General features: G+C 26.9%; 13 protein-coding genes and 1 pseudogene. 11 read left to right on the top strand and 3 right to left on the bottom strand.

All coding sequences use genetic code 11. From position 1 onward, the window contains the following. Positions 1-44: 44 nt before the first annotated feature. Positions 45-1,295, bottom strand: coding sequence for a hypothetical protein (locus R4K56_RS06765; RefSeq protein WP_335772407.1), 1,251 nt, complete (start codon positions 1,293-1,295; stop codon positions 45-47). Positions 1,296-1,563: 268 nt separating this feature from the next. On the opposite strand from R4K56_RS06765, the gene R4K56_RS06760 reads away from it, so the two are divergent. From R4K56_RS06760 to R4K56_RS06710, 11 genes and pseudogenes are all read left to right on the top strand, one after another. Then, a complete protein-coding gene (locus R4K56_RS06760) occupies positions 1,564-2,463 on the top strand; it encodes an ankyrin repeat domain-containing protein (protein WP_335772908.1) in 900 nt (299 codons plus the stop codon). Between the two features lie 17 nt (positions 2,464-2,480). Further along, complete coding sequence (locus tag R4K56_RS06755; RefSeq protein WP_335758596.1) at positions 2,481-3,311, top strand: RecB family exonuclease; 831 nt, start codon at positions 2,481-2,483, stop codon at positions 3,309-3,311. Between the two features lie 91 nt (positions 3,312-3,402). Further along, entirely contained in the window at positions 3,403-4,683 is a 1,281-nt protein-coding gene (locus R4K56_RS06750; RefSeq protein WP_335772907.1) for a GNAT family N-acetyltransferase, read from the top strand. A gap of 54 nt (positions 4,684-4,737) precedes the next feature. Continuing rightward, positions 4,738-5,589, top strand: a pseudogene (locus R4K56_RS06745) (Rpn family recombination-promoting nuclease/putative transposase). Positions 5,590-5,671: 82 nt separating this feature from the next. Continuing rightward, complete coding sequence (locus R4K56_RS06740; RefSeq protein ID WP_335772906.1) at positions 5,672-6,868, top strand: class I SAM-dependent RNA methyltransferase; 1,197 nt, start codon at positions 5,672-5,674, stop codon at positions 6,866-6,868. A gap of 167 nt (positions 6,869-7,035) precedes the next feature. Further along, entirely contained in the window at positions 7,036-9,228 is a 2,193-nt protein-coding gene (locus R4K56_RS06735) for an alpha-galactosidase (RefSeq protein WP_335772905.1), read from the top strand. A gap of 108 nt (positions 9,229-9,336) precedes the next feature. Then, positions 9,337-10,095, top strand: a complete 759-nt coding sequence (locus R4K56_RS06730) for an MBL fold metallo-hydrolase (protein ID WP_297297496.1) — start codon at positions 9,337-9,339, stop codon at positions 10,093-10,095. A gap of 124 nt (positions 10,096-10,219) precedes the next feature. Next, entirely contained in the window at positions 10,220-10,678 is a 459-nt protein-coding gene (gene rfaE2 / locus R4K56_RS06725; protein WP_335757936.1) for a D-glycero-beta-D-manno-heptose 1-phosphate adenylyltransferase, read from the top strand. A 36-nt stretch (positions 10,679-10,714) separates the two neighbouring features. Continuing rightward, positions 10,715-11,671, top strand: coding sequence for an ADP-glyceromanno-heptose 6-epimerase (gene rfaD / locus R4K56_RS06720; protein WP_335772904.1), 957 nt, complete (start codon positions 10,715-10,717; stop codon positions 11,669-11,671). An 82-nt stretch (positions 11,672-11,753) separates the two neighbouring features. Then, a complete protein-coding gene (locus R4K56_RS06715; protein WP_335772903.1) occupies positions 11,754-12,200 on the top strand; it encodes a CAP domain-containing protein in 447 nt (148 codons plus the stop codon). A gap of 45 nt (positions 12,201-12,245) precedes the next feature. After that, positions 12,246-12,455: a hypothetical protein gene (locus tag R4K56_RS06710; RefSeq protein ID WP_335772902.1), complete on the top strand. Its 210-nt coding sequence runs from the start codon at positions 12,246-12,248 to the stop codon at positions 12,453-12,455. An 82-nt stretch (positions 12,456-12,537) separates the two neighbouring features. Here the strand turns inward: R4K56_RS06710 and R4K56_RS06705 are convergent, their stop codons facing one another. Continuing rightward, complete coding sequence (locus R4K56_RS06705) at positions 12,538-13,494, bottom strand: hypothetical protein (RefSeq protein ID WP_335772901.1); 957 nt, start codon at positions 13,492-13,494, stop codon at positions 12,538-12,540. Between the two features lie 129 nt (positions 13,495-13,623). Next, positions 13,624-14,553 carry a hypothetical protein gene (locus tag R4K56_RS06700; RefSeq protein ID WP_335757940.1) on the bottom strand — a complete coding sequence of 310 codons (930 nt, stop codon included), beginning with the start codon at positions 14,551-14,553 and terminating at the stop codon, positions 13,624-13,626. Positions 14,554-14,727: the final 174 nt, after the last annotated feature.

Here is a 14,727-nt window from a genome sequence, read left to right as displayed (position 1 = left end):
TAAAAATTAAAAAAATAAAGTTATAATTTACTATTTATTTAAAATTATTTCTTTCCCCAAGTACCGCCGAATTTAAAGCTTAATCCCAAATAAAAATCATTATCAACTGTATAATGACCGCCATTTTTAGATTCATAAGATATAACACCAAGTTGATATCTATCCTCTAATTCATAATATTGATAATTATTTTTATATACAGGGTCATAAGTAAATGTATCAGATAACATTATTTTAAAATCGTCTGTTATGTTTAGAGTTATTCTTAAAAATGCCCTAAATTTAGGCTGAAAAATATCTTCTAAATTAGAATATATGTTATTATCATGTATCCCTACATGAGCTGTTATATCAAATTTCCATAATCTTCTAGCTTCAAAGAATAAGAAACCGCTCATAGCATAATAAGGTTTATTTCCATTAAATGTTTGAATAGAAAAATCTGTATAATAACCATCATTAAAATGAGGCTTATTTGTATTATCTTGACCTGGAAAATATTCATTATATATTCTTATACCATGTCTAAACCAAAAACCTTCTACACCTACAGTAAATCTTCCATTTTTTCCATTTCTAAAATAGAAATATGCATTAATGCTATCTCCCCATTCTTTTATTGGCTGAGAACCTATTTCTGTAACTACTCCAGCAACACCTGTATTTATATAATCATTACTGTAAGATATTTTAGCCATTAATCCTTTAGATGAATTGGCATCAAGCCCCATTTCCCCATTAACTAAGCCTACACCGATAAATACGCCATAAAAAGAAGATTCTATCATAAGACCTGTGTCATATCTAGGTATTAATTGAGTATCATAACCTATGGGCATATCCCTTGGGCCAGATAATACAGTTGCTTTATTAGTGCTTACAGTATGTACATAAAATAAGGTTGGAAAATATGATGTCATAGGTATATTTTTTGTATATGGCTCTAATACTCCAGCTCTTATTCCTATATATTTAAAATTTACAAATATATTCATTTTAGAAAAATCAAATACAGGAGGAGACATGTTTTTATAGAATCTAGCTTTATGTGATAATGGTTCATAAAATCTTGCATTAGCAGCAGCCTCTATAGAAGCATATTTATATTCTTTTATATAATGCAAATCACCATATAAAAGTACTCCTAGGGTATCTTCATTACCAGTTTGTTCTATTAAATCGCTCATTCTTCCATAAGCTATCATTTCTAAAGATGCTGATAATTGTCCGTATCTTTTTGTGTTATTGGTATTTGTGGTTTGTGTATACGCCTTATTATTTAAATAAGGTAACATAATACAAATAATGACGAAATAAAATATTATGTTTGAGGTTAATATATTATATGAGTTAGTTGTGTCTTGTGTCTTGTGTCTTGTGTCTTGTGTCTTGTGTCTTGTGTCTTGTGTCATAATACATGCTCCTTATCATATAATATTAATTGATATAAGTCAATATATCAAGTAATATTATATAAAATTATTATATTGCTTATTGTATATTTTAAATTTTTATACTATAATTCTTACTATTATAATATTATATTATGAGGATATATTATTTATGAAAAAGGTATATATAATTATTAGTTTATTTTTATTAACTTTTGCCTTATATTCACAGGAAGCTGAAAATCAAGATATTACTAACGGTACTAATAACATATTTTTCTCATCTATAGAAAATGGTGATATAAAAAAGATTAGAGAATTATTATCTCAAGGAACAAATGTTAATAGCGTTAATGAAGAAGGTTGGTCTGCTTTGCATATAGCAGTTAAAGCTAATAAACCAGCTGTAGTTAAAGAATTATTATCTCATAAAAAAATAGATATGAATCCAGTTTTGCCTGTAGATACTATATTTATAGAAGGTGATAGTAAATGGTATGCAGACGGACAAACACCTCTTTTACTTGCTTCTTATTATGGATATTATGATATAGTAACTATACTTTTAAGTTATGGTGCTGATGTATTAGCTAAAGATACTATAGATGATGCTATGGCTATACATATTGCTGCAGCAAGAGGATATGCTAATGTTGTAAGTGCTATATTAGATTCTAGTGCGGCAAGAAATTCTGGTGTTGACATTGCAAATATTGGTGATAATACAGGAACTACACCTTTAATGTGGGCAGCTATGAATAATCAGGTACCAGTAATATCTGTACTTCTTAGATATAAAGCAGATGTTAATTTACAAGATGATGATGGCTGGACTCCATTACATTTTGCTGCAGCTTCAGATAGTTACAGAGCAGTTGAAATACTTTTGAAAAATGGTGCTGATGCTAACATTGCTGATATAGAAGGTAAAAAGCCTATTGATGTTACTACTGATACAGATATAGAAGCATTATTAAATAAATATACTAAAACAGCTGATGTGGCTGAAACAACAGAAATTACTGAAACAGCTGATGCAGCTGAAACAACAGAAATTACTGAAGCAGAATAAACTTCTAATTAATAATTATGGAATCAAAGAAATTACAAAGATTTAGTGAATATAGCATGTCTACATATTTGCTTTGTCCTAGGAAGTATAGATATACATATATAGAAAAACCTTTCAAAAAGCAAAAGAGAAGTGTTAATGTTTACTTTATCTTTGGTAATGCTATCCATTTAGCATGTAAAGAATTCTATGAACAAAGGGCTGAAGAACGCACATTGGATAATTTGCATAATATATTTAGAAATGTGTGGAAAAGAAGCGGCATAAGAGCCTTTTTTAATAGTAGAGAAGAAGAAAAGGAATTAGGAGAAAGAGGTCTTTATATGCTTTCTAATTTCTTTAATTCATTTGGTCAGAAAGTTCCATATAGAATGGAAAGCTATATGGAAAATAGGGTCAGAGATTATATTTTATTTGGAAGAATAGACAGAATAGATTTATCTGCTGATGGTACTTTACAAATAGTAGACTATAAAACCACAAAATATTATGATGTTGGTGAAGATAATGATGAAAGAGACAGAAAAACTATACAGCTTAAATTGTATGCTTGTATATTAGATGGTCTTAAATGTAAAGTTACCAGCGGTTCTTATTATCATTTTGAAGATGATAAATTTGATACTATAGAATTTACTCCTGAATCTATTAATTATTTAAGAGAATGGTTTGATGAAATTGTTGATGATATAAGATATGACAGAGCTTTTGAAAAAAAAGTAGGAAGGCATTGTGAGTTTTGTGATTTTTTCAAACTTTGTCAGGGTAAAGAAGATGATGTTGATAATTTAGTTTTGCCTTCTGATGAGCTTTTTATGGCTAATATAGAAAATTCTGATAATAATTAATTTTGTATTTTAAACACTTTATTTTTAAAATTGACAATTATAAATATTTTTAGTATTATTATTTTATATTATCAAGATATAGGTATTTTTTATGAGTAATCATAATAAAAAAGAAGATTCAAAAGAAAACATAATAAAGAGAAAGAAAGACAAATTTAAAATAAGATATTTAACAATAGAAGATTTAGATGATTTTAATAATTTATTAAGATATGCATTTCAAGTAAGTAATAATGAACTTATAAATTTAGGTTATGAAATAGATGAAATAAAACAATCTAAATCTGCTGTTTTAAGCAAGGCCAAAGTATTAGGCTGGTTTGACGGTGAAAAACTTGCTTCTCAAATTGCTGTTTATCCTATGAAAATGAATATTCATGGTGTTATATATAAAATGGCTGGAGTTACAGGAGTTGCCACATATCCCGAATATTCTAATTTGGGACTTATGAATGATTTGATGATAAAAAGCATTGAGAACATGAAAAAAGAAGGACAAACCATATCTGTATTGTACCCATATTCTATTCCATTTTATAGAAGGAAAGGTTGGGAAATTATTTCTGACAAAATGAGTTTTACTATTAAAGATACTCAATTACCAAAAACTATGACAAGTAAGGGAAGGGTAGAACGTGTTGCTACTGATAGTGAGGATTTGAAAGGACTTTATGATAAATTTTCACATATTAGGCATGGTGCTTTGATTAGAGGTGATTTGGAATGGGAAGAATATTGGAGATGGGACGTTGATGATACTATAGTTGCTATATATTATGATGAAAAAGAAGAGGCTAAAGGCTTTTTAGTATATGTTATAGAAAATGATGTTTTTCATGTTAAGGAAATGGTATATTTGAATTTTGAGGCAAGATTGGGACTTTGGAATTATATATCAGCACATTTTTCTATGGTAGATAAAGTTCAAGGTTATAATTATACTAATGAACCTGTAGCTTTTTTGCTTGAGGATAGTGAGATAAAAGAAACTATAAGACCATATATAATGGCTAGAATTACAGATGTTAAAGGATTCATTGCCAATTATCCTTTTTTAAGAAAACCAAAAAATAAAAAAATCAATTTGATAATAAAAGATAATATGGCAAAATGGAATAATGGAAGTTTTCTGATTTATTGGGACGAAAATAGAGAGGTCGTATGTAAGAGATTGAATAAAGAATATAAAAGAAATGGTAAAGATAGATTTATTGTAAAAATGGATATTCAAACACTTACAACTATGCTTATGAGTTATAAAACACCTTCTTATTTGTACAAAATTGGAAGAATAGAATCAAGTACTAAAGGTATAAATTTATTGGAGTCAATCATACCAAAAGAACAGGCTTATTTCTCAGATTATTTTTAATTTGTTAATTATTTTTTATTTTGACAAACTTTATATTTTCAGTATAATATATTTATGAGAGAGAAATTAAGTAATGTAAAAACTTTTAATCCTTTAAATGATTATTTTATACGTTACCTTTTTACTGATAAGGGAAGCAGCGAATCTATACTTTTGGATTTTATCAATTCTATAATGCTTAATGCCAATATGAAGACTTTTCGTTCTGTGGAAATACTTACTCCATTTAATTTGAAAAAGAATAGAAATTTGAAAGAGACCATAGTTGATATAAAGTGTATTACACAAAACGGAGCAGTCGTTATTATAGAAATTCAGCTTCAAGGCAATTCAAGATTTCCAGAACGTATACTTTATTATTGGGCAGCTAATTACAGTAAGCTATTAAAGCATGGTGAAAGATATGATGATTAATAAGTATTAAAATGTTAGATTTCAATTTAGATAATACTTATAGTATAATTAGTAATAAAATAAATTTATGGTGTAATGAAATGTATTCAGCCGCACCTATAGAAGACTATCCATAATATTTTGAAATACGGTGCGGTTTGGTGCTACAGCTCGTAGGGAGGTTATTATGTCTGAAATAGTAAAAGAAAAACCTATAATGGAAGAAGTACAAAAAAATATAATAATTTTGTGAAAAGTAAATTGATGATGATGGAATATGAGAAGAAAGAAGCATATTTATATGGTAATCAAATAATGCTTGATGAAGAAAGAAGATTAGGAAAAGAAGAAGGTATAAAACAGGGCATAGAACAGGGTATAGAGAAGGGCATAGAACAAGGTGAAAAAAATAAGGCAATAAATATAGCAAAAAGTCTTAAGAAATCAGGACTCGATAATAAATTTATAAGTGATAATACAGGTTTAAGTTTAGAGGAAGTAGAAAAACTTTGAAGGTTTATATTTATTCTAATTTTAGATTTTTTAATTATTAATAGTTATTTATTTAAATAAAAAATTAATTTGTGTTTGTTTTATGGAAGTTAAAATAATTGATACTGCTTATGGCGGATATGGAATTGCTAAAGATAATGACGGTAAAGTAATATTTGTGCCTCATTGTGTGGAAAATGATATATTAGATATTGATATAATAAAAGAAACTAAAAAATTTTCTTATGGATCTATAAATAAGATAATAGAACCGTCAGAATATAGAATTAATCCAAAATGTAAATATGCTGGTATTTGCGGAGGCTGTGTATTTAATCATATTGATTATAAAAAACAGTTGGATATAAAGAAAAATATAGTTTTGAATGCTGTTAGAAATATTGAATATAATAATGACATAAAAATTATTTATAATAATAATTACAATTACAGACTTAGAGTTAATATGGTTTCTGTTAATGGAAAAGTTGGATTTTATAAATTTAAAACTAATGATTTTGTCAATATAGATGAATGTGTTATATTAAAAGAAAGCTTATTTGAAAGAATTAAAAATTTTATATCAGAAAATAATATAACAGGCAGTATCTATGCTTTAGAAAATAATAATAATGAAGCTATTGCTTTTCTTGAAGTTAATAAAAAAACTAATTTAAAATGTTTTAATAAATATTTCAATGGAATTAGTGTTAAGCATAATAAAACAATAAAAAGTTATGGTGATGATACTATTGTTTATAAAACTAAATATGGTGATGTAGGTATTGGGCATAAAACTTTTTTTCAAAGTAATTTATATTTATTAGATGATTTTCAAAAAGAAGTTGTAAAATATTTAAATGATAATGACAGAATAATAGTTGAGCTTTATGCGGGAAGCGGATTTTTTACTTCAGCTTTACTCAATGTTTTAAATAATTTTAATAATGATTATAAATTGATTTCATCAGAGATAAGTAAAGATTCAGCAGCTGTTGCTTCAAAGTATGGAATAAATATTATAAATGAAGATGCCGCATTAACTTTAAAAAATATTAATCATGATATAGATGTTTTAGTAGTAGACCCGCCTAGAGAAGGTTTAAATAAAAACGTTGTAGAAAATATAATTAGAATTAAGCCTAAAAAAATTATATACGTTTCATGCGATCCTATGACTTTTTCACGTGATATAAATTTAATTAAAGATTATTATAAATTATCAGATTTAAATATTATAGATATGTTTGCGGACACTTATCATATAGAAGTTATTTCATTATTGGAAAAAAAATCTTAATTATTTTATTTTTTTTAAAATTTGTATTATATGATGTAATCGATTACTATATTTTTTGTTAAAAAGTCATATAAATTCAATATTTTTTATTTAATACTATTGAAAACTTTAGAATTATTTATATTATTTATCAAAGAATTTATTTCTATATTTAGGAGATATAAAAAATGATCAGCATTATTGAAAATGATAAAAAAAGAAAATTATTCTTTTTAAACACTATTTCTACATCTTTGGTTGTAATGGTTCATGAAGACAATTATGTATTTTTACCATATTGGGGAAGCAGAATAGAAGCAATTGATATAGATTATATTATTGACGGTATTACTGAAGCTAATTATATGGCTGATACAGATAATAGAAAAAAATTCCAATTAGAAGTTATACCTCAAATATATCCTTCTTATGGTTATACAGATTTAAAAGAACCTGCTTTTCATTTCGTTCATAAAGACGGTTCAAGGATTACAGACTTACGTTATAAATCACATAATATATATAAAAATAAGAAAAAATTAGAAGGACTTCCTACAGTGTTATCAGATGATGACAGTGAAGTATTGGAATTAGTTTTGTTTGATGATTTGAAACAAGTGGAAGTTATAATTACTTTGGCAGTATTTGAAAAACATAATGCTATAACTAAATCAGTAAAAGTTATAAATAAAAATTCTGCAGATTCTTTGTATATAGAAAAAATAGCTTCAGCAAATATGGATATTCAAGATTCTAATTTTGAGTTTTTACATTTAGCAGGTGCTTGGGGCAGAGAATGTCATATTAAAAGAAGAAGATTAGAGCAGGGAATGCAGTCTATAGGAAGTGCAAGAGGAGCTTCAGGACATGGACAAAATCCTTTTGCAGCTTTAATATCTCCAAATACTGATGAAAATAACGGCGAAGTATATGCTATGAATTTTGTTTACAGCGGAAATTTTACTGCAAGTGCTGAAGTAGATATGCATTTGAATACTAGATTTCAAATGGGGATAAATAGTTTTGATTTCGGTTGGACATTAATGCCTAATGAAGAATTCCGAACTCCTGAAGTAGTATTAGTGTATTCTAATAAAGGTTTAGGAGAGATGTCAAGAACATTCCATAAACTTTATCAAGATTGTTTAATGTCAAGAAAATATGCTTATAAAGAACGTCCTATTTTAATTAATAGTTGGGAATCTAATTATTTTGATTTTAATAAGGAAAGTTTATTGAAACTAGCAGAAGAAGGAAATAAAATAGGTGCTGAATTATTTGTATTAGATGACGGCTGGTTTGGAAAAAGAGACGATGATAAAAGTTCTCTTGGTGATTGGACTCCTAATGAAAAAAAACTTGGAGGAAGTTTATCAAATTTAATAGATGAAGTAAATAAAAAAGGAATAAGTTTTGGATTATGGGTTGAACCAGAAATGGTATCTCCTGATAGTGATTTATTCCGTAAGCACCCAGAATGGGCTATTCAAGTAAAAGACAGAAAAATAGAAACTTCAAGACATCAATATGTTTTAGATTTGAGCAATCCTGAAGTATGCGAATATATAGTTAATTTTATGACAGAACTTTTATCTAAAAACAATATTTCTTATATTAAATGGGATATGAATAGAAATATTACTAATATGGGTTCTTCTTATTTAAGCCCTGAAAGACAGAAAGAACAGGCTCATAGATATATGTTGGGACTTTATAGCGTATTGGAAAAGATAGTTAATGCATTTCCTAATGTATTGTTTGAAAGCTGTGCAGGCGGCGGCGGAAGATGTGATGCTGGTATGCTTTATTATATGCCTCAAGTTTGGACAAGTGATGATACTGATGCTATAGAAAGACTTGCTATACAATATGGTGCTTCTTTGATTTATCCTTCAATATCTTTAGCTTGTCATATTTCAGATATACCTAATCATCAAACTCATAGAAAAGAAAGAATAGAAACAAGAGCTAATGTTGCGTCTTGGGGTAATTTAGGATTAGAGCTTAATTTAAATAAGATCAGTGAAGAAGATAAAAAAGTTATATCCGAAAAATTAGAATTGTATAAATCTATAAGAAGTACAGTTCAATTTGGAAGTCTTTACCGTTTAAAAGGTTTAGATGCAGGTAATGAATATGCTTGGCTTTATAAAAGTATTGATGAAAAAACAATAGTTGTTACTTATGTACAAATAAATGTAAGACCTAATTTAGTTACTAAGCGTTTACGTTTACAAGGATTGGATGCAAAATCTCAGTATAAAGTAAATGATTCTAGTAAAATTTATACAGGTGAAGAGTTGATGAATATAGGTCTTTTACTTGGTGAGATATTAGAAGATGCTTTATCTTATCAATGGATTATAAAGAAAATTAGTTAAATCGATATAATTAGTATTTGAGCACCTTCATTTATAAAAATACTTATTGATATTAAGAATAAAAATTATATAATATTAATTAGTATTAATAAATGGAGGTGCAATTTTATGAAGATAACTTTTTTAGGAACAGGCACTTCTGACGGTGTACCTATGATAGGCTGTAAATGCAAAGTATGCAGCAGCAAAGATAAAAGAGATAAAAGGACACGTTCTTCTATTTTAATTCAGCATAATAATAAAAATTATATAGTAGATACTTCAGCAGATTTCAGATATCAAATGCTAAGAGAAAAAATTGACAGACTTGATGCAGTATTTTATACGCATTCACATGCTGATCATACTTCAGGCATAGTAGATTTAAGATCATTAAATTTTATTATGCATGATTCTATAGATTGTTATGGTAATAAAAATACTATGGATATATTGAGAGATAAATATGATTTCTTTTTTAATCCGATTCAAGTTGGAGGAGGGCTTCCACAAGTAGTTTTTCATCATATTGAAAATACTATGATTTTTGATGATATTAAAGTTACTCCTATTCCAGTAAAGCATGGTATTTTGGATATATTAGGATATAGATTTAATAATTTTACTTATATAACTGATGCCAGCTTCATAAGCGATGAAAGTTTTAAATTAATAGAAGGTACAGAAATTTTAGTTTTGAATGGCTTAAGATACAGACCGCATCATACACATTTATCATTACAGGAATCCGTTAATATAGCTGATAAATTGGGAGTGAAAAAGGCTTATTTTACGCATATGACACATGATGTATTGCATAGGCATTTAGAAAGAGAACTTCCTTCTAATATGCATCCTGCTTATGACGGACTTACTATAGAAGTATAATCGGTTTATATAGCATTATTATATATTTTGCTCAAATCTTATAAATATTAGCAATTTTATATTCTTGTTATTAATATGTTCTATGCTATAATTAAATAAATATATAGTTGGAATAGATTTTAATATGAATAAAAAACTTATAGAAAGAAATAATTTATCTAGTATACTAGATGAATATAGAAAAGAAAATAAAAAAATAGTATTTACAAACGGCTGTTTTGACATACTTCATAGAGGACATGTTGAGTATTTACAAAAGGCTAGAGAATTGGGAGATTTACTTGTACTTGGACTTAATAGTGATGATTCTGTTAAGCGTTTAAAAGGTAATGACAGACCAATAAATAATGAGATTGATAGGGCTATAGTTTTAGCTGCTTTGGAATGTATTACTTTTATATCTATATTCGATGAGGATACACCTCTTGAATTGATAAAGATTGTAAAACCAGATATTTTAGTAAAGGGCGGCGACTATAAAATAGAAAATGTGGTAGGCAGAGAATATGCAAAAGAAACAATATTGATTGATTTTGTAAACGGTTATTCTACTACAAATATTATAAAAAAAATTAATAGTTAATTTATTTTAACAAAATAAAATTATAGGAGTGTAAATATGATTATAGTAACAGGCGGAGCTGGATTTATAGGTTCTAATATAGTAAGAGGATTAAATAATTTAGGTATCGATGATATATTAATAGTTGACAATTTAAAGAATGCTTCTAAACATAAGAATTTAAATAGAATTAAGTTTAAAGATTATATGGATAAAGAAGACTTTACTTTAGATTATTTAACTTCATTTGTAGGAAAAAATAAAGTAGATGCAATATTTCATCAAGGTGCTTGTTCTGATACTATGGAAACAGACGGTAAATATATGATGAAAAATAATTATGAATATACAAAAAATATTCTTCATATATGTTTGAACAATAAAATAAGACTTTTTTATGCTTCAAGTGCCTCTGTATACGGTAATGGTGAAAATGGTTTTGAAGAAGATGAAAAAAATGAGTATCCTTTGAATGTTTATGCTTTTTCAAAATATCAATTTGACAGATATTTAAATAAATTATTTAGAGAAAATAAAGTTAATACTCAAGTTGTAGGATTAAGATATTTTAATGTTTATGGCCCACAAGAAAATCACAAAGGCAGAATGGCATCAGTAGCTTTCCATTTATTTAATCAAATTAAAGCAGGCGAAAAGATGAAAATATTTGAAGGAAGTGAAAATTTCTTAAGAGATTTCGTTCATATTGATGATGTTGTTTCAGTTAATAATTTCTTCTTTGAAAATGCAGATAAATCAGGAATATTCAATTGCGGTACAGGAAATGCAGAAAGTTTTGTTGAAATAGCTAAGGCGTTAAAAGAAGTTTATTCTAGTGCTGAAATAGAATATATACCTTTCCCAGATGCTTTAAAAGGTAAATATCAAAAATATACTCAAGCAGATTTGAAAAAGTTAAGAAATGCTGGTTATGATAAAAGTTTCATGAATGTTAATACCGGCGTAAAAAAATATGCTGAAGTTTTAGAAAAAAGTAACGGATATTTGATGTAATAACAAAAAAGTAGTACAAAATGTTTTACTATTATCTATTATAATGCTTTTAAAATATATAGTTTTTATTTAGGATAGTATTATGAAAAATATAGTTTTATTTTTGTTTTGTATTTTAGTATATTCTTTGCCTTTGTTTTCTCAGGATCCTGAAGAAGCGGCTAAATTACTTGAATTGATTAATGCTGAAAGGAAAAAAGCAGGTCTTTATGAGTATAAGACAAGCGATGAATTAAAGAATGTAGCAGCAATAAGAGCAGAGGAGATAGCAGAAGTATTTGAATCATCAAGACCGGACGGCAGAGATATATATACAGTTTATACAGACAATAATATTAGAGTGGCATATTATGGTGAATCCATAAGAAGCGGACATCAAACAGCAGATGGAATTTTTAGGGCTATGATCAAAGACCCTAACGATTCTTCATCTATTTTGGATATAGACTATACTTACATTGGGGTAGGTATATACAAAAATGCTAAAAATACTTATTGGGCTATTCTTTATTGTTCATTAGCTGAATAAATAATATTTTTATTGTTGAAATAAATTAAAATGGAGTAAATTCTTATGAAAAAAATTATTTTTATTTTTTGTATGATAATGTCAATAATCTTTATATCATGCGAAGATGACAAAGTGGAAAAGAAAATTGATAAAGTAACTGACAAAATAGAAAAATCAATGGACAAAGCAGAAGATAAAATCGAGAAAGCAGGTGAGAAAGCTGAAAAGGCATTAGATGAAGCAGGAGATAAAATAGACGAACTTTTTGATTAATTTTATAAATTAGTTAAATTTAAAAAGGCTTGAGTTTTTTATGAACCCAAGCCTTTTATTATTTCTAACTTATTATGATTTATTATTTTTTATTTATTATTTGAGAAGTTTTATCTGTTAATTGTAATGAAAATAATGAAAATAAGTTACGGCGTTCAATATCATCAAGTTTTTCTAAATATTTATTGTCTTTTGCAACTTCATCAATATATTTTTTTATAGTATCCACATCTTTATAAGTAGCTATTAATCCTTGACCTGTAATTATCATAGTATTGTTTTCAAATTTTAGAGTAGATTTTTGAGATATATTATAATATTTCATAGCTTCTGTTATTACAATACTTTCTGCCTCTCCAAAACTTATTGGACCTGTAGAAGGTGTATTATTTTCCAAAGAGTTTATATTTAATATATATTCATTGTCAGACACTTTTATTAATTTTTCAGTATATCCTTTATGATATATTACATTACCATTTTGAAGTTCTATATTAACAACTATTCCATCAGATTTAATCTCAAATCCATAATCGTTTATACCATCACCTATATAGTACACCCCAACATAATCGCTTGGTATATATCCGCTTACTTCTTTCAAACTTCCGCTTACACTATTATTATTAATTGTACCAGATAATGATAAACTTCCGCCGCTTAAATTAAGTGATACATCTACTGTATTCATATCAGAAGCACTTTGAGCAAACATTATTGATTTTGCAGCTGCTGATGAAGTATCAAGTTTTATAGTAGGCATTTGTCCTTTTATTTGGTACTGTGAATCGGATATTTTTGTAACCATTTCTTTTTTTATAGTTAATAAAACATTATCCATATTCATATAAATACTTCCATCTTCATTGATTGATAAAGCAGATGCATTTCCAAATGTTCCGAATGTAAAACTACCTGTAAAGGATTGAGAATGACCTGTATTATTAGGATTAGTAGTATTTGGGGCTGTAGGTTTCTTTTCGCAGCTAATGCCTAATATAGACAATAGCATTATCAATGTAAGTAAAAGTTTTTCCATATTTTTCTCCTTAAAAAATATATTTTATTTATTAACTATTATTAATGCTTGTATAATAAACTAATATATAAAAGCCTTTCAATTTTGAATTAACTCAAGCCTTTTATTATTGTTAGTTTATATAATTGATTATTTTTTAGTAAATGTATCAGAAGATTCATCTGTTAATTGTAATGAAAATAATGAATAGTCAACTTCTTTAAGATATGCCCTGTCTTCTCTAACCTTTTCAATCTGTTTTCCTATCGTATCTACATCTTTATAAGTAACTATTAATCCTTGAACTGTAATTATCATAGTATTGTTTTCAAATTTTAGAGTAGATTTTTGAGATATATTATAATATTTTTCAGCTTCTGTTATTACAATACTTTCTGCATCAGCAAAACTTATTGTACCAGTGCTTGGTATATTTCTTTTGGCAGAATTATGATTTAATATATATTCATTTTCAGATAACTTTATTAATTTATCAGTATATTCTTGTTCTACAACAACAATACCATCTTGCTTTCCTTTCATAGTTATATAACCATCAGACCTTATTTCAATTTCAGTATTATATTTATCATCACCTATATAATATACACCAACATAATCACTTGGTATATATCCATTTACTTCTTTTAAATTGCCGCTTACATTATCATTGTTAATTTTTCCAGATAATGATAAACTTGTACCGCTTAAATTAAGTGAAACATCTACAGTATTCATATCAGAAGCACTTTGAGCAAACATTATTGATTTTGCAGCTGCTGATGAAGTATCATATTTTACAGTAGGCATTTGTCCTTTTATTTGGTACTTTGAATCGGATATTTTAGTAACCATTTCTTTTTTTATCGTTAATAAAACATTATCCATATTCATATAAATACTTCCATCTTCATTGATTGATAAAGCAGAAGCATTACCAAATGTTCCAAATGTAAAATTACCTGTAAAAGATCGTGAATGATTATTATTATTTGTTGTTGTAGGAGCTGTAGTTTTATTTCCGCATCCTATAATAAATAAAGATAATAACATCATTGATGTAATTAAAAGTTTTTTCATATTTTTCTCCTTAAAAAATATATTTATTAAATTTTTATTAATTAAAATTTTTGCAACGATAAAAGAAATGCTGTATTTTATTAATTGTGTATTTTTGATTGATAAATTATTATTAGAAATTATAAATTTATTTGGAGCTTGGAGCTTGGAGCTTGGAGATTGGATATTGTATAA

Origin of the sequence: Brachyspira pulli (assembly GCF_036997785.1) — a bacterium.
Taxonomy (GTDB): domain Bacteria; phylum Spirochaetota; class Brachyspiria; order Brachyspirales; family Brachyspiraceae; genus Brachyspira; species Brachyspira pulli.
The sequence above is the reverse complement of the archived record's forward strand: the minus strand, read 5'-3'. Positions and strand labels throughout refer to the sequence as shown.